General features: G+C 63.6%; 23 protein-coding genes. 7 read left to right on the top strand and 16 right to left on the bottom strand.

Annotation, left to right across the window (positions count from 1 at the left end; all coding sequences use genetic code 11):
* From CXR29_RS14210 to CXR29_RS14225, 4 genes are all read right to left on the bottom strand, one after another.
* Positions 1–906, bottom strand: coding sequence for a hypothetical protein (locus tag CXR29_RS14210; protein WP_096159703.1), 906 nt, complete (start codon positions 904–906; stop codon positions 1–3).
* A gap of 83 nt (positions 907–989) precedes the next feature.
* Positions 990–1,562, bottom strand: a complete 573-nt coding sequence (locus CXR29_RS14215; RefSeq protein WP_127364883.1) for a hypothetical protein — start codon at positions 1,560–1,562, stop codon at positions 990–992.
* A gap of 16 nt (positions 1,563–1,578) precedes the next feature.
* A complete protein-coding gene (locus CXR29_RS14220; protein ID WP_127364884.1) occupies positions 1,579–2,169 on the bottom strand; it encodes a recombinase family protein in 591 nt (196 codons plus the stop codon).
* A 244-nt stretch (positions 2,170–2,413) separates the two neighbouring features.
* Positions 2,414–3,130 (bottom strand): hypothetical protein, encoded by a 717-nt coding sequence (locus CXR29_RS14225; RefSeq protein ID WP_127364885.1) that lies wholly within the window; start codon positions 3,128–3,130, stop codon positions 2,414–2,416.
* A 654-nt stretch (positions 3,131–3,784) separates the two neighbouring features.
* Here CXR29_RS14225 and CXR29_RS18075 point away from each other — a divergent pair.
* From CXR29_RS18075 to CXR29_RS14240, 3 genes are all read left to right on the top strand, one after another.
* Positions 3,785–5,062 carry a DUF4126 domain-containing protein gene (locus CXR29_RS18075; protein ID WP_420897598.1) on the top strand — a complete coding sequence of 426 codons (1,278 nt, stop codon included), beginning with the start codon at positions 3,785–3,787 and terminating at the stop codon, positions 5,060–5,062.
* A gap of 71 nt (positions 5,063–5,133) precedes the next feature.
* Positions 5,134–5,700: a DUF2510 domain-containing protein gene (locus CXR29_RS17370; RefSeq protein WP_164742838.1), complete on the top strand. Its 567-nt coding sequence runs from the start codon at positions 5,134–5,136 to the stop codon at positions 5,698–5,700.
* 86 nt (positions 5,701–5,786) lie between these two features.
* On the top strand, positions 5,787–6,323 hold the full coding sequence (locus CXR29_RS14240; protein WP_096159710.1) for a hypothetical protein: 537 nt from the start codon (positions 5,787–5,789) through the stop codon (positions 6,321–6,323).
* A gap of 659 nt (positions 6,324–6,982) precedes the next feature.
* On the opposite strand, the gene CXR29_RS14245 is transcribed toward CXR29_RS14240, so the two are convergent.
* The 7 genes from CXR29_RS14245 to pdxH all read right to left on the bottom strand — a co-directional run bounded on the left by CXR29_RS14245 (position 6,983) and on the right by pdxH (position 13,720).
* Entirely contained in the window at positions 6,983–8,047 is a 1,065-nt protein-coding gene (locus CXR29_RS14245; RefSeq protein WP_101556099.1) for a universal stress protein, read from the bottom strand.
* A gap of 145 nt (positions 8,048–8,192) precedes the next feature.
* On the bottom strand, positions 8,193–8,693 hold the full coding sequence (locus CXR29_RS14250; protein ID WP_127364888.1) for an HNH endonuclease: 501 nt from the start codon (positions 8,691–8,693) through the stop codon (positions 8,193–8,195).
* Positions 8,694–8,978: 285 nt separating this feature from the next.
* On the bottom strand, positions 8,979–9,146 hold the full coding sequence (locus CXR29_RS17375; protein WP_164742839.1) for a hypothetical protein: 168 nt from the start codon (positions 9,144–9,146) through the stop codon (positions 8,979–8,981).
* Between the two features lie 150 nt (positions 9,147–9,296).
* Positions 9,297–10,115 carry a C40 family peptidase gene (locus CXR29_RS14255; protein WP_127364889.1) on the bottom strand — a complete coding sequence of 273 codons (819 nt, stop codon included), beginning with the start codon at positions 10,113–10,115 and terminating at the stop codon, positions 9,297–9,299.
* 434 nt (positions 10,116–10,549) lie between these two features.
* Positions 10,550–11,236, bottom strand: coding sequence for an iron-dependent transcriptional repressor DtxR (locus CXR29_RS14260; RefSeq protein WP_025780343.1), 687 nt, complete (start codon positions 11,234–11,236; stop codon positions 10,550–10,552).
* Between the two features lie 264 nt (positions 11,237–11,500).
* Positions 11,501–12,973 carry an aldehyde dehydrogenase family protein gene (locus CXR29_RS14265; RefSeq protein WP_127364890.1) on the bottom strand — a complete coding sequence of 491 codons (1,473 nt, stop codon included), beginning with the start codon at positions 12,971–12,973 and terminating at the stop codon, positions 11,501–11,503.
* Between the two features lie 75 nt (positions 12,974–13,048).
* Positions 13,049–13,720 carry a pyridoxamine 5'-phosphate oxidase gene (gene pdxH / locus CXR29_RS14270; RefSeq protein ID WP_127364891.1) on the bottom strand — a complete coding sequence of 224 codons (672 nt, stop codon included), beginning with the start codon at positions 13,718–13,720 and terminating at the stop codon, positions 13,049–13,051.
* Positions 13,721–13,894: 174 nt separating this feature from the next.
* On the opposite strand from pdxH, the gene serC reads away from it, so the two are divergent.
* Both serC and CXR29_RS14280 read left to right on the top strand, forming a co-directional pair.
* Positions 13,895–15,076 (top strand): phosphoserine transaminase, encoded by a 1,182-nt coding sequence (gene serC, locus CXR29_RS14275; protein ID WP_127364892.1) that lies wholly within the window; start codon positions 13,895–13,897, stop codon positions 15,074–15,076.
* 10 nt (positions 15,077–15,086) lie between these two features.
* Complete coding sequence (locus CXR29_RS14280) at positions 15,087–16,217, top strand: NAD(P)/FAD-dependent oxidoreductase (RefSeq protein ID WP_164742840.1); 1,131 nt, start codon at positions 15,087–15,089, stop codon at positions 16,215–16,217.
* A 40-nt stretch (positions 16,218–16,257) separates the two neighbouring features.
* Here the strand turns inward: CXR29_RS14280 and CXR29_RS14285 are convergent, their stop codons facing one another.
* The 5 genes from CXR29_RS14285 to CXR29_RS14305 form a co-directional block, all read right to left on the bottom strand.
* Positions 16,258–16,755, bottom strand: a complete 498-nt coding sequence (locus CXR29_RS14285; RefSeq protein ID WP_127364894.1) for a DUF456 domain-containing protein — start codon at positions 16,753–16,755, stop codon at positions 16,258–16,260.
* A 142-nt stretch (positions 16,756–16,897) separates the two neighbouring features.
* A complete protein-coding gene (locus CXR29_RS14290; protein WP_127364895.1) occupies positions 16,898–18,175 on the bottom strand; it encodes an MFS transporter in 1,278 nt (425 codons plus the stop codon).
* Positions 18,176–18,183: 8 nt separating this feature from the next.
* On the bottom strand, positions 18,184–19,143 hold the full coding sequence (locus tag CXR29_RS14295; RefSeq protein ID WP_101594740.1) for a DUF3027 domain-containing protein: 960 nt from the start codon (positions 19,141–19,143) through the stop codon (positions 18,184–18,186).
* Positions 19,143–19,523, bottom strand: coding sequence for a cold-shock protein (locus CXR29_RS14300; RefSeq protein WP_101594737.1), 381 nt, complete (start codon positions 19,521–19,523; stop codon positions 19,143–19,145). Before CXR29_RS14300 ends, CXR29_RS14295 begins: the two co-directional genes overlap by 1 nt.
* A 434-nt stretch (positions 19,524–19,957) precedes the next feature.
* Positions 19,958–20,188, bottom strand: coding sequence for a hypothetical protein (locus tag CXR29_RS14305; RefSeq protein WP_025780328.1), 231 nt, complete (start codon positions 20,186–20,188; stop codon positions 19,958–19,960).
* Positions 20,189–20,262: 74 nt separating this feature from the next.
* On the opposite strand from CXR29_RS14305, the gene CXR29_RS14310 reads away from it, so the two are divergent.
* The gene (locus CXR29_RS14310) at positions 20,263–22,407 is read left to right on the top strand and encodes a helicase-associated domain-containing protein (RefSeq protein WP_127364896.1); all 2,145 of its coding nucleotides are present in this window, start codon (positions 20,263–20,265) and stop codon (positions 22,405–22,407) included.
* Positions 22,408–22,543: 136 nt separating this feature from the next.
* Positions 22,544–24,178 (top strand): DNA repair helicase XPB, encoded by a 1,635-nt coding sequence (locus CXR29_RS14315; protein ID WP_127364897.1) that lies wholly within the window; start codon positions 22,544–22,546, stop codon positions 24,176–24,178.
* Positions 24,179–24,209 lie beyond the last annotated feature (31 nt).

Genomic DNA, 24,209 nt, shown 5'->3' on the forward strand with positions numbered 1-24,209 from the left:
TCACCCGCGTTGGCCCATCTCTCGCAAATCTTTCCGCACCGTGTCAGCACTCACCCGAAAATCCGGCAACAGAGCCTCTACGAACTCCGCGACGGGAAGAATCCCGCTCTCGTTGATGATCAACTGGATTGCATCACGCCGTCTGTCCCGGATGACACGACGCGATTGAACACCGCGTGCGCTGTTAGCCCTATTCGCCTGGGACTTCCTCGCCGAAGATATCCGGCCGCCAGCACCACCAGAGGACGCAGCGATCAAAGACTGATATTCCTCTATACCCTCGACAACCAGAGCTTCAGCACCATACACGTAGCCCTGCAGGAACGAAAAGAATTCCAGTTCTGCATGCTCATGAAAGGGATTGCGAATACTGTCTTCAGTGTTGTTCCACTTGAGTTTCACCGCAGCTCTATCAACAGCAGTCATCGGGGTCGAGCCTGCCTTCTTCGCTCGTCTCTGAGGCTCCAGTAGCTTCTTCATCTGCTTGTTGGTTCGCATCACCCACCAACCCACCTGATACTTCTGCTTCGATACCCTCACAATCCAGTGAGGCATCAACAAGCCCATCTCGACAGCCACCACAATGTGGCTACGGGACGGAGCTTCAAGCACGGCAGGAAATATCCGCGAAGACACCGCCGGATTTCCACGCACAAACTTCTCAGAATTCTGATGATGCCGATCATTGACGAAGTGACGCAGCAGGTCAAATTCTTCATTGAACGCCATCTCAGAACGTCGGCGTCTCGCCTCCCACAAGAACTTCGCTGTTTCCCGCGCGGTCATCTCCAAATCCTCGGACCGGCGCGGACGCTCCTGCTCGGCAGTCCACAGGTACGTACACCCATCAGCGGTGACCATAACAGTCTCTTGCTCAATCCGCTCAGCAAGCTCCCTGAATCTCATGCCCCCATTCTCGCTCACATCCATCAAGGTGCGAACGCGAAGAAGCCCCGCTCTGGCGGGGCTTCTAGACGGAGCTTGGCTGATCAGTGTCGCCGTGTTTGCTCCACCGTGTGGACCACTCTTTCAAGGTTCTCGACAAGGACGAGCTGATGATGGTCCGGGGCGTGTGTAAATAGTCGACTGTACTCAGGTTCAAGCCACTGCTGTACCCGGTAGACATCGATACCCATTCCGACCAATACTCCTGGGGCATGCAGCAAAGTATGAAGTCGTCCCATTATCGTGGTGAACCGTTGTTGTACCTCTTTTGCTACGGTCTCCCGGCGACCAGATGGAACCTGTTTCGACAGCTTCTCGTAACGGTTCAGTCGGGCGAGCGTCTGCGGACCGGGCAGTGATGACATACCTTCACCCGCTGAGTCCGTAAATCGTGCCGCGTCACTCGCCCACGCCCAGAACCGGTGCTTAAGGACAATGGTTTCAAGATCGACTGCCCGCTCAACGAAGTCGAGAAACGCGCCGTCGAAATCATGGACCTGGAACCAGTACTTCTCCCGCATCAGCCCGCGCCGTGCTTCTAACGACTCGCGTGCCTTCTCAACTGCGTCGCGGTATGCCTGGACTTGCTCTAGTCGCTGGGACACCCATGTTGGCATGCCCTCGGCTCTTTGTTTAGGCATCGCTGTACCTCCCGCGACCAGCCAACGCGTTGTATACCGTTGACCGAGACACCTCTAGTTCGCGCGCAATCACGGCTTTCGGGACCCCGAGGTCCGTTCGTTTGCGAATAGTATCGATTTGCGCCGGGGTCAGCGAAAGTGGCTTCTCATAGACCCCACGCTTCTTCGCCACGCCGATACCCTCCGCCTGACGCTCACGGATGATGCTGCGTTCGAACTCTGCGATACCCCCGAGCACCGTCAACAGCAGCCGATCCATAGGCCGGTTAGTGCCCGGTCCGATGACCACGCTTTCCTTCAAGAATTCGACCGTCACACCGTCCGCGACAAGACCATCAACAAGCGAGTGAAGATCAATCACGGACCTGGCAAGCCGGTCCATCGATGAAACTTTTACCCAGTCGCCGTCGCGGACATGGGACAACATCGCTTCGAGACTGGGGCGTATACGTGTCTTGCCGGAAAGCTTGTCCTCGAACCACTTGTCAACGTCCCCAATAGCCTCATACTGACGGTCAGGGTTCTGATCAACACTCGATACTCGAACATAACCAACCACTTGGCCCTCTACTTGACGATCCATACCTATGACCTCCTGAACAGATCTGTAGTCCGAGACGATCTCGGACCTCAATCAACAGGAACTCAACGCAGGAAATCGACAGAGCAACGAGGTAGACCTAACTACACCGAGAATGAACTCAATTTATAGCCAATAGCTGACTCCACCTTCGATACTACTTATTTGTAGACCTATCCAACGCAGGAAGGGAACAGTTCAACACCCGCTCCAAACCAAAGATAGAACACGGTCATCGCCTTCCCGCTCAATCAGCTCTTTTCCGACCTTCAGCATGGGGATAAATTTGCGGAAAAAAATCGGGCCCATCCCGCAATTTGTCTATTTTCATATCAAGATCCTCAGTGAATTTTGATTTGGACTGAACATGATCTTTTGCCACGCGGTCTTTTCCCGCACGAATTTCACGTTGAAACAGTTCTTGCGCTTCAAGTGCATCCGGTGTTGAATCCAGGTCCGAGCGCATCAGATGTTTCATCTCTTGCCAACTATCCAGCGTATCGTTTGCCGCTTTTTTCCTATGCTCCTGCGAGTACTCATCTGGCCGATAATATACTACTGTAGTTGCAAATATTGCAGCGTAGACAACCTCAGCTCCGGAGGATATAGATCCCGGAGCGATTAGCTGGAGATTCCACCTCAAGTCATCTAATTCGTCTATGTATTCGGTCGCTTTAACATCGAGCGTCTGGCATTCACCTGCCCTAAATTCCTCGTTGAGTTTTAGGATCAAGTCGCTAATAGGCTTGTAGGTGAGACTCAGGTATCGGCTGTATAATTCCCGCTTAAGGTCAAGGAACCGCTCTGCCCGCTTAAAATTCCACTCAAGTTGTTTCGTTTCTTTTTCCCATTTTAGGCGTTTGGCCTCGCGCCTAGCAGTGAAAATTGAACCAAATATTTGCGCGAATATAGCGCCTCCGGCTCCTGTTGCTGCCGCCAGTACGGCGATCCACTCATTGACCATGCAGCCAAGCATATCCGAATTGTACCGACTCGGACGTTTCGAGTTTATGTCGAATCCGATTACAAACAAGGAATATCTTAGGCAGAAAATAGTCGTACTGACACATCCCTGAACCAGCAGATCACGGTAACAAGTAGACGATGTCGCAGGACCTGCTTTTGCAGACAAGATTGCGCTTCCAGAATCATCAACGGCATGCAGGCGTGGTCGACTGAACGCAACTTCAAGCCCCCGGCGTGGAGCAATTCTGAAACCGGTACATTAAGAACCTCGCATAAACCCACAAGCGTCGACAGCCTTGGGTTTGAGGGGCCAGTTGTTTCCTTGCGTCCCGAGGATCGGCCCGACTCGATGAGCTAAACTTGGTTCGTAGTGATCCCCGCCTGATAGGCCAGTGACTCTTGTGTCATCCCCCTAAAGGTCCGAAGATCACGGACTGCATCTCCAAGCTCTTTTGCGCTCTTACCGTCCCAGGCCACCAAATAATCGTCTCGACCAGACCCGGGAAACAACACCCTATATACAAGGTCTTATATAGTATGCTCCGAATCAGACTCTTGTAGTAGCGGGGAGGCCAAGGATTGCATCTCCGCTTCGATTCTCTTCTCGTCTCCTTGAAAGGACCACCCGATGGACCCAGCGACAGCATCGCTCATGGCGATCGGTAGCGGATCGGCGTCAGGCTTGCGGCCGTACTTCACCGTCTTCGGTCTCGGCTTCGCAGCCCTCGCGGTACCCGATGACGCCCCATCCGTCGTAGCGACGGCTATCGATCAGATACCCGACAGCATCGCCAATCCCTGGGTGTTGGCTATCTGTGGGATCCTTGCCCTTGCCGAGTTCATCGGCGGCAAGCTTCCGGGGTTAGACGCCCTCCTGGAGTCCGCTTCTGTTTGGCTACGCCCGATCCTAGGCAGTCTCGTCGGAATGCAGCTCGGGGTGGACTCCGGTTCGGCAGCCGCTGCCCTCACTACCGTCCTCGGAGCAAGCACGTCACTGCCTGTCAGTCTCGGCAAGGCATCCACTACTCTCGCTACTACAGGCGCCAGCGCAGGCACAGCCGACTGGATACGTAGCCTGTTCGAGGACTCCAGTGCCCTCATCCTTGTGATCGCCGCAATTGTCCTACCGATCCTCGCCGCGTTCTTGGGGCTCCTCGCAGTCGGAGTTGGGATCACTCTTTTCCTCATGTTCCGTAAGGCCTATCGAGCGATGAAGATGAAGGTCAGCGATATGAAGCAATGGCAGGCGGAGGCGCGAGCCCAAAGACAAGCACAGATAGCCTCCGGAGAGCGTGTGTCCACCATCCAGGCCCTTAAGCGGCTCGCAGCGGGCGCAACCCCTGCATTGGCTACAGGTGTAGTGACGTCTGCCGGCGTGATGCGCACCGGAGCCGCCGTTTCAACATCGTGGGCGAAATCGGCCACCGCTAACGCCACCCACTTCAGCTCCGCCAGCTATCGACGCGCCTCCGGCGCTGCATCATCAGCCTTCAAAACCGCTCAAACACGAATACAGACCCCTCCCTCACCCAACCCAAAACCTCAACCGCCCGCGCCTAACGCGGACGGAATGGCTACACCGACCCCTGGCGCGTACCCGCAGACCCCGCCGCGACCACCTATGCCGCCACAGGAGGCCACAGAACGCCCGAACTACCCCAGTACGCCACCTGCCCCCGCCGAGCCGCCGAAACCGCCGCAGACGCCCACATGGACCCCCGACGGCCAAAACCGCGGTGCAACACCACCGCCGCCCCAGACCGCTTCGCGCCGAGCACAGGTCGCCGGAGAACGAGCCGGACAAGCCGTCGCGAACGTCAAAGGGCAGATGGGTAAGCTACGCGGACAGTTCGATGGCTTCAGGCAGGGCCTCAAACAATCAGGCGACGATACCCCTCGCAGAGATCAAACCCCGCCCCCGGAAAACTAGCCTGCCTCCCCTCTGCACTGGCCATCTAGTCACTTTGCCTGAGAAGGGATTCCCGAACCCACAGGAGACCTATGAACGATCACGACCTTCCCTCTGCGGGTTGGCACCCCGACCCCACAAACGATGGGCAACTTCGATACTGGAACGGACAGAGCTGGACCAACCACGTCCACCCCATCCAGTCCTCATCTCCAAATACGTCAGCAAAACGACATAGAGCCACCGAGCAACGGGCTCCGGGACTTATTCGCACCATCTTTGACTTCAAGTTGCGCGCCGACCGCGTCGCGACCATCAAGATCGCTCGATTCGTCTACGTCGCGGTCAGCCTCGCCACCCTCTTCCTCTGGTTCGGACTCGTTGTTGTCGCGTTCCTAGCAGCAGCTTCGTCAGGAATGCCGGAATTCGCGGTCATCGGCATCATCATCTTCGTCGCCGGAGCGATCGCGGTCGTGGCATTCATTGCCGCTGTGCGAGTACTTCTAGAGTTCGTGCTCGCAAACATCCGCACGGCTCAACACACGGCATACCTTGTCGACCACGCACGTCATGGTTCTGAACCTCTGCGCTTCAACTCTCATGGTGCAGACCTCGATGCGGGCAATAACAATAGTGCTGCGGACTGGAGTACATCGTGAGCAATCACCCAGACCTCTCGCACCTGCCACCACCCAGCGGCCAGCATCCTCCTCAGCCGCCTCCGCCCGGACGAATGCTCAGTCGATTGCGCACAGTCGGTCTCATCGCGGTCGCTGTGATCGTCGTACTCGGAGCCGGAGTTGGCATCGGCCTATTCGCCTTCAACCCACAAACGGCCGATAAGGCCCCAGTTGCCGAATCCACAGGAACACCGAAAGCTCAACCGAGTGAGCAGGCACCTTCACCCAGCGATGACCTCGTCAACGAAGACACGGAAGCAGCACCTTCGCCAGGGGAAACCGGCGAATGTCCCGTGGACGCCCCCGACGAACTGGTCAGCGGAGAAACTCAGGAATACAAAGTCAAACTCTGCCTATACGAGGGAGCCGCCTCAGCCGACCATGTCACCTATGTCGGCGGAAACTCGGAGAACGGATTCACCGTACTCCCCGCAGATATGAATTTCGACAGTATGGGCAATCCATACCTCGAAGCCTCTAGCGGCGGGATCAGATACGTAGTTGACCCAAAGGGACTCTATGTCGAAGGAAGCGAAGTCATTGTCGATCAGGAATGGATTAGAGGAAACATGCAAGAACTCTACGACTTTGCGACCGGTTAGAAGATCTGCCAAGACATGCCGGAAGATGTCAAGCCATAAGACTTCGGTATCCAAAAACGCCCTTGCCTCCACGCCCCCTTCCCGAGCGTCTCCCACCAGATCGTTCAACCCACTGGAACGCCCGCTTCCCGAGCGTCTCCCACCAGATCGTTCAACCCACTGGAACGCCCGCTTCGATACCCAGCTTTGACGCGGTAATGTAGTGGTAGGAATAGTTTGACATTCTCGGACCACACTGAAGAGATCGTTCAAGGCCTGGAATATCACTCTGAAAGCGTGGACTCATTCGCTGACTTGCTGGATCCTTTTCAAGTGCACCCACCACCGCAAGTCCGCAGTGCGGACCCCCAGCGGACCACCTCAGCGGCTTCCCAGCCGTTTTGAGCACTTCCAGCACTCAGAGAACCCAGAGATGACGTGGATCGACTCCCTGCCGTAGACCTCCTAAAGCGGGTGTCGGCAGTTCGAATCTGCCCGGGGGCGCCAGACTCACTTGACGGAGCCGAAAACGGTTTCCGGCATCGCCCTGACCGACGATCACCGAGGATCCACCATCGCCGAGGCGGCCGATCGATCCGATCGGCCGCCTCGGCGCTTTCTGTCCGCTCCGGCAGCCAGATCCGGCTCGCGGACTCGGACCTCCCCGGTCAGGATGACATCTAGAGCCCCGGCTCCGGCGGGGCCTCGTTGTGCTTGCGGCGACCGTGGTCGCGAGCGACGCGCACGACCATCGTCGGGCATTGCGAGTACGGCAGCACCGACTGCGAGGTGGAACCGAGCAGGAGGCCGGCGAATCCGCCGCGACCGCGCGACCCGATGACGAGCACCTCGGCTGTGTCGGAGGCCCGGACGAGCACCTCGGCCGGTTGGCCGTCGAAGAGCGTCCAGGTAACGTCGAGATCCGGGAACTCCTCGGCCAGACGCTGTTTGGCGACGACGAGCTTGTCCGCCCCCTCGTTGACGAGGCGTTCGAGATCGGCGGTGCTCGGCAGCCATTCGGGGCCGATGACCGTCGTGGTGATCACGGCGACGATGTGCAGCGGCGAACCGCGGCGCACGGCCAGTCGCGCAGCCTTCCACAGCGCCGGGGACTCGGCGCCGAGGGAGTCGACACCGACGACGACCTTGCCGTCGAAGCGCAGGCCTTCGATCGACTCGGCATCGGGATCATGGGTTTCGACCTCGATGCCGTCCTGCCGGATCGGCCGTGACGAGGTCGGATGCGCGGGACGCTCGGCCTGGTTGTCCCAGCATGCGGGGACGACGACCGTCGGACATGCCGAGTGCGCAGGCAGTGCGCTCGAGACGGTCCCGAGGAGACGACCGGCGAAACCGCCGCGACCGCGGGATCCGACGACGGTGAGGCAACCGGTCTTCGATTCGTCGATGAGCACGCCGGCGGCATCGCCGATCTCGATGACGGCCTCGACGGGAACTCCTGCTGCCTTGACCTCGGCAGCCGCCTCCTTGAGGGTGTTCGTCACGGCCGCACGGATCGAACTGTCATCGATGGGCACATAGGACACGTCGATGGCGGCAGCCGCCACGCTCGGAATCGTGTAGGCACCGACAAGGCGGATGGGACGCCCCAGGGAGCGTGCTTCTTGGATCGCCCACGCCAGGGCGTTGCGACTCGGCGGAGAGCCGTCGATTCCGACGATGACCGCTTCGGTCTCGCCGACCGGTGCCGGGTCGGAATTCTGGGGGCGATCCTGCTCACTCATCGCAAACTCCTTGGGTCGACGCGAACTTCTGTTTCGTCCACCCTAGAACACATTGACTGTGAGAACTTCGCCTATGTCACATCGTTATCCGAATCCCGTCAGCATTCGGACAGCACCGTCCCCTATCTGGGACGATGCCGGATTGTCAGGCGGCGCTGGAGTATTCGAGGAACGGGCGCCACTTCTCGACGGGTTTGTCGATCCCGCGCATCCACAGCTGCCCCAGACGGGGCTCCTGCGGGAGGAAGCTGAGCTCCCACCCGATCTCGCCGAGAGTGCGATTGCCCTTGCGGTTGTTGCATTCGCGGCAGCAGGCGACGAGGTTCTCCCAGGTGTTCGCTCCCCCGCGGGAGCGTGGGAGCACGTGGTCGACTGTGTATGCCGGTTTGGAGCAGTAGGCGCAGCGGTGGCCGTCCCGGCGCAGGACTCCCCGGCGGGAGAGTGCGACGCGACGGTTGCTCGGCGGGCGCACATAGCGGGTGAGCAGGATGACGGAGGGCTGATCGAGACTCATGTGCTCGGATCTCACCGGAATGTCCTCTGCGGCCAGGACTGTCGCCTTTCCGGTCAGCACGAGCACCACGGCCCGTGTGAACGGAACGATCGACAGCGGTTCGTAACCGGCGTTCAGCACGAGAGTCTTCATATCTCGCCCCTCATCTTCTTCTCTACTGGGCCGAAACCGGCTGCCCCGACCCCAGGGAACACAAAAGGCGCCGTGCTCATGGGCACGACGCCTGGGAAAGAGGGCACGGAGACAGATATGTGCTCCGCACCAGAGACTGGAGCGGCTATTCGAATTATTCGACTATGCCCCATCTGCTTTCCTTCGCATCAGCGGTCGACACCATTCGGCGCCCACCTATCATGGAACTCAATCTTTTCCAGAGTAACGCCGCGCGCGCCCGTGACCCAATTCATACTGCTCGCGTCACGGAATCTTCGGCTTGCGTTCACCGAACCGGGAGTTCAGCGCACTCCCCGAACCGGCCGCAAGCAGGCGGGTGCACGGGTGGTCGCAGGCGGGCCGGCGCAAGCAGGCGGCCGCCTCGGCGACGTTGTCGGCCGAATTGAGCACATGAACTGCTTCGAAATTCATATGTGGTGATCTTGATCAGTGCGTATGAATTTCGGACTAGCGAATGCAGGCACACCGCCGGTGCGCGCCCGACGTTTCCGGGCATACGAAAAGCTCCCCGTGCGACTCGAGGACCGTCGAGTCGTACGGGGAGCTTTTCGGTGATGAAGATCAGAGAACGCGGATGAAGGTGACGTTGCCCATCCAGCTGTAGCTGCGCTTCGAGGTTCCCGAGCTCCGCGAACCGGCATCGTACATCTGTCCGCCACCGGCGTAGATGCCGACGTGGCCGGGGTGCCAAATGAGGTCACCGGGCTTAGCTTCGGACTGCGAGACGATCTGGCCTGCACCCTTCTGGGCACCGGAGGTGCGGGGCAGGTTCACGCCGACGTGGCTGTAGACCCAGGAGGTGTATCCGGAGCAGTCCCAGCCGCTCGGGCTGGTTCCACCCATGACGTAGGGGGTTCCGACGCCCTTGGCCGCCCAGGCGAGGACCTGCTCAGCCTTGGATCCGTTGATGGATCCGGCGCCCTTGGAGTCGGATTCGCCCGAATCGGACGATCCGCTGTTGGCGGTGTCGTCGGAGGTTCCGGCCGACTCGTCGGAGTCAGCGGAGGTGGTTTCGACCGGCTCGGGCTTGGGCTCGGGCTTCGGGGCCGCCTCGGCGGTGATGGCCTTGCTCTCGACGCCGAAGGAGTCGGACTTCTTGTCGTCCTTCTTGCTGTTCGAGTCGTCGCCGATGGTGACGGTCTGGTTCTCGAAGTCGACCTTCTGGGTGGTCTCGGCTTCTGCGGAGACCTTGTTCTGGTCGTCGGCACCCTGGCCGGCGGCCGGCATCACTGCGGCGGTCAGCAGACCACCGCTGGCAGCGACAACAGCTGCACGACGGCCGAAGACGCCTGAATTGGCGTTCAGAAGTTCAGTGAGTTCGGTCAGCGGAGTCTTGACCTTGGCATCGGCGGCGCGGCGGCCATGCTGCTTAGTTGCCACGTTTTCCCTCTCGTTCCTATTGGCAATCTCAGCCAACCGCCGCTATCGGTCCTTGGTATCTCACAGCGAGCGCGGCGCTCGGATCTCGCTGTGAGGTCGTCAGTGCGTGAACGACCTCAACAACTGTAACCAATCGGTGACTGATTGTCACGTTTTTGTCACAACCGCCGGAGGGAAACCGTGATGTTTTCCATAAACGTGCAGGTCAGAGGCCTAAAACAGCTTGAAACATTCGTAACATTTTCTCGTTATACGACGCGACCCAGGGGGCGGAGATCCGCTCCCCGGGTCAGAGATCACAGTGATTTGTAACGAATCGGGACTCAGGCACCCGCTCCTTCGTTACCGCGGCTCGTCCTCGCCGTTATCGAGCCACCGTCTCGATGTTACGGAACTCCAGCCTCGAGCGTGGGGAACTGAGACTTCTGTACGCCTCAGCTCCGGTAGGCGAAGACGTGCGAGGCAGTCTCGACCGGCAGATCGAGCACGTCCTGCGCACCGGGCACCTGCACGGTGATGTATTCGCCGTTGCGCGAGATCTCGACGTCGCTGCCCGGCAGGACGCCGGCGACCTGGAACTGCTGAAGCAGGTGAATATCGACCTGCAGGGGTTCGGCCAGCCAGGCGATCGTCAGCTTCTTCGCGCCGTCCCGACCGACCGCCGTGGCGAGGTCGATGACCTCGGTGGCCGTCGAGGCTTCGCCGCCGATGACGTCGAGGCCGGGGATCGGGTTGCCGTAGGGCCCGGTGGACGTTTCCGAAAGCAGCTTCACGAGCTTGCGTTCGACCTGCTCGCTCATCACGTGTTCCCAGCGGCAGGCCTCGTCGTGGACGAGTTCCCACTCGAGTCCGACGACATCGGAGAGAAGGCGCTCGGCCAGACGGTGCTTGCGCATGACGTCGGTGGCGATCCGACGCCCCTCCGGGGTGAGCTCGAGATGACGGTCGTTGCCGACGTGGAGCAGACCGTCGCGCTCCATCCGCGCCACGGTCTGTGACACGGTGGGACCGGAATGATCCAGGCGCTCGGCGATGCGGGCACGCAAAGGCACGATCGACTGTTCCTCGAGCTCGATGATCGATTTGAGGTACATCTCGGTTGTATCAATGAGGTCGTTCACTTCTGACCAGCCACTCCACTCTTCGTCTTCAGGTCGTTTCGACCGTTTCAGGCGCTGTCACCAATTCGGGTCGCTGCGACCCTGTCCCGCCCCGCGCAGGCGAACCCGTTCGCGGCCGTTGCGATCTGGACCAATCCTATCGTGCGTTCAGCGAATCCCGTGAGTCGAGGAATCGCCTGGGTCCGCGCCCGACATCGGCCGCCGCCGGACGGCTCGGCCCGCATGGGTTTCGGCCCGTCCGCGCAGGATTGCGCACCGGCCCACTCAGCCCGCGTTCGTATAGGTCGTCTTGTGCACCGTGAAGAACTCGCGTGCCGCCCGAGCCTGCTCGCGAGGACCATAGCTCGACCCTTTCCGTCCGCCGAAGGACACGTGATAGTCCACGCCTGCCGTCGGGGCGTTGACCATGACCATCCCGGCCTGGGCGTAACGCTTGAAGTGGGTCGAATATTTCAGGGAGGTCGTGAAGATGCCGGCCGAGAGCCCGAACTCGGTGTCGTTGGCGACCGCGAGCGCTTCGTCGTAGTCGGCGACCTCGATCACCGAGGCGACCGGGCCGAAGACCTCGTCGACGTTGATCGTGTCGCCCGGTTTCGTGCCTGTGACCAGAGCCGGTGCGAGGAAGTACCCACCCGTGCCCGATTCGATGAGCTCACCGCCGGTGACTTCCCCACCCTCGGCTCGGGCCGTGGCGATGTAGCCGAGATCCTGGTCGAGCTGAGTCCGGGAGACCACGGGACCGATAGCGACTCCCTCGGCGCGGGCATCGCCGACGGTCAGTGCCGCCATCTTCTCCTTGAGCAGGGCGACGAATTCATCGTGCACATCGGAGGTGACGATGAGACGGGAGGACGCGGTGCAGCGCTGCCCGGTGGAGAAGAAGGCACCATTGATCGCGGCGTCGGCGGCCGCTTCGAGATCGGCGTCGCCGAGCACCACGAGCGGGTTCTTCCCGCCCATTTCGCACTGCACCCTGATCTGGTGGGCCGCAGCCGAGGCGATGACGGATCGTCCGACGGCGACGGACCCGGTGAAGGTTACGGCGTCGATCTTCGCCGAGGTGGTCAGGGCGTCCCCGACCACGGAACCCGGCCCCATGACGAGGTTGAGGACTCCGTCGGGCAGTCCCGCCTCGGCGAGGATATCGGTGAGCGCGTAGGCGCTGGCGGGGACGAGTTCGGCGGGTTTGACCACGACCGTGTTGCCGAAGGCCAGCGCCGGGGCGATCTTCCAGGCCGGGATGGCGATCGGGAAGTTCCACGGGGTGATGACGCCGATGACGCCGATGGGTTCGTGCGTCATCTCGGCGATGAGTCCGGGGCGGACCGAGTCGACGATCTCGCCGGTGTTGCGGATGGTCTCACCGGCGAAGAACTTGAAGATCTGGGAGGCGCGCAGCACCTCGCCCTTGGCTTCGGCGAGCTGTTTGCCCTCTTCCCGGGCGAGGAGGTCGCCGAGTTCGTCGGCGCGGTCGGCGATGAGGCTTCCGGCCTTGTCGAGGATCGAAAAGCGCTGCTGTGAGCCGAGGTCCGCCCAGGCGGGAGCGGCCGCACGGGCGGCATCGATCGCCGAGGCGACCGTGGCGGCATCCGCGCGAGCAAAGAGACCGATCACATCGGAGGGGTCGGACGGATTCGTGTTCGTCGATCGGTCCTCACTGGGCACCCGCCTGCCGCCGATGAGGTTGTCGAAGACCGCGTCGGGTCCGTACTGAGCAGAGGTATGGGTCGAGGTCATCGATACTCCTTCGTATTCGCGTATTCGTCGGTGAGCGCCGGTGATCGTCTGGCCTGGGGGTAGAGATCGTCTGGCCTAGGGGTAGAGGCGGACGACCTCCCAGGCCGAGGCGTCGTCGAGGCCGGCCGTTTCGTGGCTGCCGTCGGCGCGGCGGAAGACCCACCGGTCATGGAACCGGTTCTGCTGGCCCTGCCAGAATTCGATCTCGAAGACGCGCACGCGGAACCCGCCCCAGTGATCGGGACGCGGCACATCCTGGCCTTCGAGCTCGGCCGCCGCGGCATCGTATTCGGCCTGCATCTGCTCGCGGCTGGTCACCGGCTGGGACTGCTTGGACACGGTCGCCCCGATCTGCGATCCACGGGGGCGCACGGCGAAGTACGCGTCCGAGTCCTCGGGGGCGGCCACCTCGGCGAGGCCGCGGATGCGGACCTGTCGTTCCATGTCCTGCCAGGGAAAGTTCACGGCGATGCGGGGGTCGGCCCGCAGCGCCCGGCCTTTCGCCGAGTAGTAGTCGGTGAAGAACAGGAGTCCGCGTTCGTCGAGGCCTTTGAGCAGGACGATGCGCGAGCTCGGGCCCCATTCGTCGAGGGTCGAGACGGTCATCGCATTCGGCTCGCGGACGTGGTCGGCCGCTTCGTCGTACCACTGGCGCAGCAGGTCCAGGGGTGCGGTATCCGGGTGTTCGAAGACGGCTGAGTCATAGGACTTCCGGGTCTGCGGGAGGCGATCGACGGGCTCACTCATGTCTTCACTCTACGACGCGGCACGGACACGAGTCAGCCGGGTCCCGCCTCGGCGGGTGCGGTCGAGACGGACGACGTCGTGCAGTCGTCACAGGGAGTGACAGTCGACGTCCGCCGTCCGTCACATGACGGACCGGTCCCGAGCGGCGGACGGGCCCGCCGTAGAATATCGAGCGTGACTGCGACGAATATTGAGATCCCGAACGACCTTCTGCCCGCCGACGGACGCTTCGGGTCCGGCCCGGCCCGCATCCGCCCTGCCCAGATCGAGGCGCTGACCTCGGCCGCGACCGAGGTGCTCGGCACCAGCCACCGCCAGGCGCCGGTGAAGAACCTCGTCGGCCGCATCCGTTCCGGACTGGCCGAGCTGTTCAGCCTGCCCGAGGGCTACGAAGTGGTGCTCGGCAACGGCGGGTCCACCGTGTTCTGGGACGTCGCGGCCTTCGGCCTCGTCCGCGAGCGGGCCGCGCACGCGACCTTCGGCGAGTTCGGTCAGAAGTTCGCGAAGGCCACCGACACTGCCCCGCATCTGGCTTCCTCCCTTATCCTCAATGCCGAACCGGGCACGGCTGCGATCCCCACTCCGGAGGCCCTGGCTGCCGCTGGTCTCGTCTCCTCCCCCGCCGGGGCGACCACCGGCGCTTCCGCCGCCGACGTCTTCGCATGGCCCCACAATGAGACCTCGACCGGTGTGGCCACCCAGATCACACGTCCGGCCGGGATCGCCGAGGATGCCCTCGTTGTCATCGATGCGACCTCCGGTGCCGGCGGGCTGGCTGTCGACATCGCCGAGACCGACGTCTACTACTTCGCCCCGCAGAAGAACATGGGCTCCGACGGCGGCCTGTGGGTGGCGATTATGTCGCCGCGCGCGATCGCCCGCGCGCAGGAGATCAAGGACTCCGGGCGCTGGATCCCGACCTCGCTCGATCTGGTCACCGCGATCGAGAACTCGCGCAAGGACCAGACCTACAACACCCCGGCCGTGGCGACCCTGCTGCTGCTCGCCGAACAGATCGAGTGGATCAACGGCAACGGCGGCCTGTCGTGGGCGGCCGAGCGGACCGCGGAGTCCTCCGGGCTCGTCTACGAGTGGGCTGAATCCGCCGAGGCGGCCCACCCCTATGTCGCCGAGCCGGCCGACCGCTCATCGGTCGTCGCCACCGTCGACTTCGATGAGTCGGTCGACGCAGCGGCTGTGGCCAAGGTGCTGCGAGCCAATGGCGTCGTCGACGTCGAGCCCTACCGCAAGCTCGGCCGCAATCAGCTGCGCATCGCGACCTTCGTCTCCGTCGACCCCGACGATGTGCGGGCCCTGCTGGCCTGCATCGACTTCGTCATCGACGCACTCAAGTAACGCGACCGACATGCCTGCACACACCGTCGACAGCTCCGCCCGCGTCGGCGTCATCGGCAGCGGAATCGCCGGGGCCAGTGTTGCCTTCGGCCTCGCCTCCCGCGGGGTCGACGTCACCATCGTCGACGATGCCATGGCCGGGCAGGCGACAGCTGCCAGCGCGGGGATCATCGCACCGTGGGTGTCGACGAGCACCGGTGCCTACTACGAGAAGTACGCGGCGGGAGGGAACTTCTATCCGGCGTTCCTCGAGGCGCTGCGTACGCTCGGCATCCCCGACCTCGGCTATCGCAGGTCCGGTGCCCTCGTCGTCAACAACGACCCGGGGACCCTCGCCGAGGCGGCTGCGACCATCCGTTCTCGTGTCGCGCCCGCGGGGACCGTCGCGGGCGAGGTCCATGACCTCGATGCTGCGGAGCTTCGCGAGATCTTTCCGCCGATCGCTCCGGACATGACCGGACTCCTCATCACCGGAGGCGGCCGTGTCGACGGGCGGGTTCTGCGCGATGCGATCCTCACCGGAGCGCGCCTGCATGGCGCCAGAACGGTCGCAGATTCTGCACAGGATGTCACCGCATCGAGCGCGGGCACATGGTCGGTACGCACCACCTCGGCGACGGAGGACTTCGACGCCCTCGTCATCGCAGGTGGGGCGCGGAGTGCCGAGCTCCTCGGACGACTCGGCCACGCTGTGGGGATCGTCCCTCAACGTGGTCAGCTGCTCCATCTGGAGCTGCGCGGAGTCAACACATCGCCGTGGCCGACGATTCACCCTCTCGACCATCACTACATCACACCCTTCGACGGAGGCCGCATCGTCGCAGGCGCCACCAGGGAGGACGGGGTCGGCTTCGACGTCCGCGCCACTGCCGCCGGAACGCAGCAGGTCCTCGACGACGCGCTGCGGATCGCCCCGGGCCTCGCACAGGCTACCGTTCTCGAGACCCGCGTCGGAGTGCGCCCCATGTCGACGCGCGAGGGGGCACTGCCGTACGCGGGTGCGGTGCAGGGCGCGGACGGACTGTGGCTGGCTTCGGGATTCGGCGCCGGCGGACTCACGATGGGCCCACTCATCGGCGATGGTGTGGCCAGACTGATCCTCGGCGAAGAAGCACCGGAGATCGCCCACCTGGCTCCGTGAGCGGTGCTCTGCCGGTGATAGCGAAGGGTCCCAGCTGCCCTCAGCCGAAGAAGTGGATGAGCACGCCGATGCCGAAGGTGATTCCGGCGAGCATGGCGAGGATGAACTCGATGGCAGCGCCGAGGCCGATCGCCTTGATCGATTCCCAGCTGGAGTTCCACGCCGTCTTCCCGTCCTTGAGGCGGGCATACTCGGCGAGGTAGAGGCCGCCGACGAAGCCGATGGGCAGGCCGAGCACGGGGATGACGAAGAAGCCGATGATGGCGAGCACCCCGCCCAACAGCACCGAGGAGTTCGGCACCTGCATGGATTTCAGCTTGCGACCGGTGAGCACGAGTGAGGCGCTCATTCCGGCCGCGACGAACACGGCGACGATGGCGAAGATGATCCACGCGGCCGGTCCGCCGATGATGATCGCCCAGATGAGCACCGCGATGGCGATGAGAATCGACCCGGGCAGCACCGGCACGATGATGCCCAGGCAGCCGACGAGGATCGCCAGGCCCACGAGCGCCGAGGTGATGATGTCAGTTGTCACAGTCCGTCCGTTTCCTTTGGGCGACCCTCGAATCCCTCGCCGAGGCGGTCGACCGAAATTCTATGACACGAACCTCCGGGCCCGCCGAGTGCCGGCTCCTGCCAATGCCGCCCCACGAGCATCAGCCCGCCCGCTCGTGCCCTCAGTGTGCGCTGCCGCCGGGCGGCCGGCCGTGGTAACTCAGGTGCAGCCGGATCCGCGACTTGGGGTCCCGGTGGAGTCGCAGCTCCTTGGCCGTGATCATCCACAGCAGGCCCACGGCGAAGGCGATGATCCCCGAGGCGGCTCCGACGACGAGCGCCATCCGCGGTCCGAAGGCATCGGCGACCCAGCCGGCCAAGGGGGCGCCGATCGGGGTGCCGCCCATGACGACGGCCGCGTAGATCGCCATCACTCGACCGCGGTAGTTCGGAGCGGTGGTCGTCTGCACGTAGGCATTCGCCGAAGTCATCATCGTCAGTGACGAAAAACCGACGAACATGAGCGAGGCGGCGAAGAGGTAGTAGTCGGGCATCAGCGATGCCACACCCACCGCCACTCCGAAGCCGCCTGCGGCGCCGAAGACGAAGCGCAGCCGGGGTTTCTCCCGCCTGGCCGAGACCAGTGCTCCGGTCACGGACCCGATGGCCATGACGGAGTTGAGCAGACCGAAGCCGCTGGCATCCTTGCCGAACTCGATCTTCGCCATCGTCGCCGTGTAGATGTTGAAGTTGAATCCGAAGGTCGCGATGACGAACAGCACGACGAGCACGACCGTGATGTCCGGGCGCCGGCGCAGGTATTTCAATCCGCCGAGCACCCCGCCCGCACCGCGCCGACCAGAGGGATGCAGCTGCGATCGGTCCAACCGCAGCAGCACGGTCAGCGTCGCCGCGAAGCCGAGCCCGCTGATGAGGAAGACGGGACCGGGGCCGATGACAGCGGTGAGCACACCGGCCACGGCCGGACCGATCATCCGAGCGCCGTTGAAGGACGCCGAATTGAGGCTGACGGCGTTGGGCAGCAGCTTCTCTCCGACGAGTTCGGAGACGAAGGCCTGCCTGGCCGGATTGTCCAGGGTCGTGAGCATCCCGAGCGTGAACGCGAGCACGTAGACGTGCCAGAGGACGATGACGTCGGTGATGGTGAGGACGAAGAGGACGAGTCCGATGAATCCCAGCAGCGCCTGGGTGACCATGAGCAGACGCCGTTTGTCGAACTTGTCGACGAGGTTGCCCGCGAACGGGAACATGATCAGCTGCGGGCCCAGCTGCAGAGCCATGGTGATGCCCAAGGCTGATGCGTTGTTGTCCGTGAGCATGGTCAGGACGATCCAGTCCTGCGCCGTGCGCTGCATCCATGTCCCGGTGTTGGAGATCAGGGCACCGGCGAACCAGTGCCGGTAGTTCGGCTCCGACAGCGACCGGAACATCTGGGACATCGAGTGGTTCAGCCCTCCTGGAACTCGAGCTCGCCGGAGTAGTCGTCGACGACGGCTTCGGCAGGCTCGTTATTCGGCCGCCTCACATCGGTCTCCGAATGCGCCCCGCACCCGGATTCGAGTCCGACCACGCGCCCGTCGAACGGCGACCACGCATTGGCGCAGACCCCGAACTTCTGGCGCAGCGATCCGGCGATCGGCATGAGGTAGCCGCAGCTGCCGCAGTGTCCGGCCGCGCGTGAGGCGAACTCGCTGTCGGGGCCCGCGTCGGATTCCGCCCACCGGCTCGCCGCCGCACTCAGCCCGTCGGAGGAGAGCACGCGTTCACGGCCGAGACCGAATTCGAAGTTCGCGATCTGGTCGACGTTGTCTGCGGAATTGTCCTCGGTCTGCTGGAAGCCCGGCTGCAGGTTCGGATCCTGGTCGAGCTTCGGCAGGGTGTCGCGCGGACCCATATCGCCGGGTTCGAGCCGTTCTTCCCACGGCACCCATTCGGGGGCGACGAGGGCGTCGGGGCCGGGCAGCAGCGCGGTTTCGCAGACCGTGACCTTCTTCGCCCGCGGTGCGCGGGCGAGTACGGCCACCCACCGCCACCCGCGATAGGTCGGGTCGGTGCACACGAAGTAGTGGGTGACCAGACGGGTCGCCTCGGCCACCGTGCCCAGGTGTTCGCCGACGACGGCAGTGCCGGCCACCTCGGTGATGGCGGTGCGGGCGATGTCGATCGCCGCGGCCAGCTGGGTGTCGAGGACGACCTTGTCCGTGCCCGACCGTGCGCGCCCGGTCTTCGTCCCCTTCGCCGAGGCGGTCGTGGCGGAATCCGCGGCGACCGCGCTTCCCGCGGCGGTCGGCTCGACCGCGGCGGCGGGCACATCAGCGCCGGGGGTCGCCTCGGTGGTCTGTTCGGCGTCGTTCTCGACGGGCGCGGCGGTCTGCCGGGCCAGCCAATCACTGAACAGTGATGACATCAGGACTCCAAATCGTCGGCAATCGCCCGCAGCAGGCTGGCGACCTTGTTCCCATGGGTGGGGTCGGGGTAACGACCGTGCTGCAGTCCGTTGTTGAGGTCATCCAGTACTTTGATGACATCTTCAACCATAACTGCCATGTCCTCGGCCGGGCGTCGGCGGGCCTTGGCAACTTTGGCCGGAGTGGTCAGGGGGCGGGCCTTGAGCACCTGCGCTCCGCGGCGGGAATCGACGACATCGTATTCGAGTCGGGTGCCCTTGGTGACGTCGACCCCTTCGGGCAGCACGGAGGAATGGAGGAAGGCCTGCGAGCCGTCCTCGGCGATGACGAAGCCGAAGCCCTTCTCGGCATCGAACCATTTCACGCGTCCGGTGGGCATGATGTCCTTTCTGTCTGGTCGTACCCGCGGTGGCGGGCTGATCATACGGTGCCCGCTGGTGCGGGCTGTGTGTCGGTCGGCTGCGGAATCGGATTCCGCAGCCGGGAAGCTGGTCGGATGGTGGGTCAGTGTGCAGGTCAGTGTGAGTTTGCAGGTCAGTGTGATCGAGTGCCCTGATGGCCGTCGGCCGGCGGTGCCGTCCGTGGGGCTGAGGGCATCGTATCGGCGATGAGATCTCCGGCTCGCTCACCCGCTGGGGCCGTGAGCACTGTGCTGGTGAGCGCCTGATCGGCGGCGGGAGATCACGGGCACATGCGCGACCCGGTGGTCGGCCGCCTCGGCGCGGTGGGGGTTCGCACCGCCTCGATCACACTGTGCAGACGGGGTTCATGCCCGTCCCCGACCCTGCGAGGTGAGCGGCATGAACGGTGGTATCAGCGGTGGCCCACCCCGGTCTGTCTGCGTCGGATGGCGGCTCGGATCATGGCCACGCAGGCGAGGATGACGGCGATGGGCACGAGGATCATGGGCAGATAGGTCAGCAGCGAACTGGGGGTCAGTCCCATCCAGGCCTGACCGAGGACGCCGATGAGACCGAGCGCCCCGATGGCTGCGGCGGCAACCGCGGCGACGACGATGGCTGTGTCGACTCGAGTGGCTGACAATGCGCGTCCTTCCGTCCGATCTCTGATCCGTAATCTGCCCCTCCATTGTACCCCTCGCGATAGACTGATCTGCGATGTCCATGACCTTCAGCCAGTGGCTGTCCCACAGTGCAGATGCCGAGTTCGAGTCCTTCGTCCGGACGCGACGCGACCTCCTCCAACCCGAGTCCCCGACGATGGCGGCCCTGGCCGCGGCCGCGTCCTCACGCATAGGGGTCTCCCGCGGCGTCGAAGCCCTCGACGCGGGCACGCTCGAGGTCTTCATCGCCTTGGCCAAGGCGGCCCGGACGACGCCGGAGGTCGAGGTCGCGAGCATTCCGCATATCGATCCTGCCCTCGCCGAGGCGGCCGTGCCCCGATTGCGCGACCTCGGCCTGGCATGGCCGGCCGGTGGGGACGGGGGCGGTGCTGGGTCGGCGGGATCTGCTGAGTCTGCTGGGTCTGCTGGGTCTGCGGTTGCGGGCGTGTGGAAGATCCAGTCCGAGGCCATCACCCTGCTGCCGACCTCGGCAGCCGAATCCTCCCGGGCCCATCCGTGGCAGATCGATGAGTCGTCGATCGATTCGAGCACGGCCACGATCGGCCAACCGCTCATCCACAACAGCGAACAGGCCGCCGTGGCTGAAGTCATCTCATCTCTGCGCGGGCTCGTCGATGAGCTCGCTGCCTCCCCGATCTCCCGGCTGACCAGCGGCGGCATCTCGAAACGCGATGTCTCCCGACTCGCCCGCACCCTCGAACTGGGTCTCGAGCAGACGATCACCCTGCTGCAGGCGGCGAAATCGCTCCACCTCATCGGAGTCCTCGACGATGCGCTCGACCCGCAGTGGACGGCGGCCGATGATGCCGATTCCGCCCTCGCCGGTGATCGTGCCGACCTGTGGGCGGGCCTGGTCGGGGCCTGGCTGCGCGACCTGCTCGATGTCACTCAGCTGGCGGCCGGCGCAAGCGAGAACGAACGGCTGACCGTGCTCGCCGCCCCGAAGAAGTCCCTGTTCAAGGGGTACGGGCTGTCGGTGCCGGCGATGCCGCTGCTGCGTTTCGCCGTGCTCTCGGTCCTGCACGACATCGGCCTGGGTACGGCACGGTCGGCAGGGTGGATCCATGCCGAGGTGCTGCGTCGTCATCCGCTGCTGCCGGCTCACGAGTTCGCGATGACCGAAGCCGTTCTCCACACGTGCGTCACCGTGGGGCTGGCGACGACACCGCTGCAGCAGCCGGATCATTTCGGACCGAGCCGGTTCGGTCTCCGCCTGGCCGCCGGATTGGATCGGGCGATGGCCGAGCACGCCGTACAGGACCCCTCGATCCTGCCCCTGGGCGTGTCCGTCGAGGCCCTGACCGTACCCGGCGACGTCATCGCCGCGGTCACCGAGGGGCTCGGCGCCGAGGTCGATACGGTGCTCATCCAGTCCGATCTCACCGCCGTGGCCACCGGCCCGATCGAACCGCGGGTCCACAATATTCTGCGCAAGTACGCCGTCGTCGAGGCGCGCGGCCAGGGCACCGTCTATCGCATCGACGCCGAGACCATCGAGGACACGATGCAGGCCGGGCTCACCCCGGAGGAGGCGTTGGCCGAACTCGCCGAGATCAGTGCCGAAGAGCTGCCGTCGACGCTGGAGTTCCTCGTGCAGAACACGGCTTCGAAGCTGCGGAGGGTGCGGGTGGCCGGTGCCCGGTCGGTGCTCATCGTCGACGATCCGGTCGACCTCGATGTCATCCTCTCCGATCAGGCGATGATGCCCGCCGGACTCGAACGTCTGGCCCCGACCGTGGCGATCGCCCAACTGGGCCCGGAGCGGACGATGCATCTGCTCGAGGCCTCCGATCATCACGCTCTGCTGCATTCGGCGGCCGGCCCCGTGCGCAAACGCCGGGTGATCACCGAATCGGAACCCGAGGTCAGCGTCAGGCGACGTCCCCGGGTCAGTGACGGCCACCTCGGCGAATATATTCGGATCCTGCGGTCCGCACCCGCAACGGCCGCACCGGTGAGCACGGATGAGCCTCTGGGTCATATGGACCGACTGCGGGAAGCGGCGGAGACGAAGCAGCGCGTGCTCATTCGGATCGCGGATTCCCACGGCAAGGAGCGGACGATCGAGATGCTGCCGGCCACCCTCAACGCCGGCCGCGTCCGCGGAGTGGTGACGACCACCGGCGCCGAGGCGTCCCTGTCCGTCGCCCGCATCGTCTCCGTCACCCCCTCCCCCTAATTGCTACCTGACGGGGGCCCAGCAACCTGGCGCCAGGTTGCTGGGCCCCCGTCAGGTAGCTCGGAGCGGGAACAATCGGGGTGATGGACGTGTTGTGTCCTCTGGTGTCATCACACTTCGGGAAGGGAATTATTGAATGAATGGTCCGTTGATCGTGCAGTCCGATCGGACTGTGCTGCTCGAATCGGGACATCCGCAGGCCGTCGAGGCGGCCGTGGCGATCGCCCCGTTCGCGCAGCTGTCGCGGACCCCGGAGTACATCCACACCTATGAGATCACCCCGCTGGGACTGTGGAACGCGCGCGCCAGCGGCCATGATGCCGAATCCGTCGTCGATGTGCTCCTCGAATTCGCGAAGTATCCGGTCCCGCATGAGCTCCTCGTCGACATCGTCGACATCATGGACCGGTTCGGTGTGCTCACCCTCATCGACCACCCGATCCACGGACTGACCCTGACCTCGACGGAGACGGGACTGCTAGATGAGCTCGTCGGTCAGCCCGACCTCGCCGGCAAGTTCGGCAAACGCATCGATGCCGAATCCGTCCTCGTCCACCCCTCCGAGCGCGGCGAACTCAAGCACGCACTGCTGCAGCTGGGGCACCCGGTGTCCGACCACGCCGGCTATGTCGACGGCGAAGCCCACGAGATTTCACTGTCCGACGATGCTCACGGCGGTCAATGGCATCTGCGCGGCTATCAGAGGCAGGCGATCGACCAGTCGCTGTCCGGTGAGTCCGGGGTCGTCGTTCTGCCGTGCGGGGCCGGGAAGACGGTCGTCGGCGTCGCCACCATGTCGCGGGTGCAGACGACGACGCTCATCCTCGTGACGAACTCGGTCTCGGCGAAGCAGTGGAAGGACGAGATCCTGCGCCGCACCACCCTGACCGAAGACGAGGTCGGCGAATATTCGGGATCGACGAAGGAGATCCGCCCGATCACCATCGCCACCTATCAGGTGCTCACCACCCGGAGGAAGGGCTCGTACCTCCACCTCGAACTCCTCGACGCCAAGGACTGGGGCCTGGTCATCTACGACGAGGTGCACCTCCTGCCGGCGCCGATCTTCCGGCTGACCGCAAGCCTGCAGGCGCGTCGTCGCCTCGGCCTGACCGCAACTCTGGTGCGCGAGGACGGACGCGAGGACGAGGTGTTCTCCCTCATCGGACCCAAGCAGTACGAAGTGCCGTGGAAGGAGCTCGAACGGCTCGGGTATATCGCCTCGGCGGCCTGTCATGAAGTCCGCGTCCGCCTCGACGGCGGAACTCGAACTGCGTATGCCCGCGCCGACGGAGAGGACCGATACCGGCTGGCGGCGACGTCGGATGCGAAGCTGCCGATCGTGTCCGAACTCGTCGCCGATCATCCGGATGCGCAGATCCTCGTCATCGGTCAGTATCTCGATCAGCTCGAGGAGATCGGAGCCGAACTCGGTGCGCCCGTGCTCACCGGGCAGACCCCTGAATCGGTGCGCCAGGAGCTCTTCCGCGAGTTCCGGTCCGGGGAGATCCCCGTGCTCGTGGTCTCGAAGGTCGCGAACTTCTCCGTGGATCTGCCGGCCGCCTCGGTGGCGATCCAGGTCTCCGGAGCCTTCGGATCCCGGCAGGAGGAGGCCCAGCGCCTCGGGCGGATTCTGCGCCCGAAGGAAGACCAGGGGTCGGCCACGTTCTACACGGTCGTCGCCGCCGACACCGTCGATGAGCACTTCGCCGCTCAGCGCCGCCGCTTCCTCACCGAACAGGGCTACAGCTACAGCATCGAAGTCCGCTGACTCCCCTCAATTGCTACCTGACGGGGGCCCA

Origin of the sequence: Brevibacterium linens (assembly GCF_003999335.1) — a bacterium.
Lineage (GTDB): Bacteria > Actinomycetota > Actinomycetes > Actinomycetales > Brevibacteriaceae > Brevibacterium > Brevibacterium linens.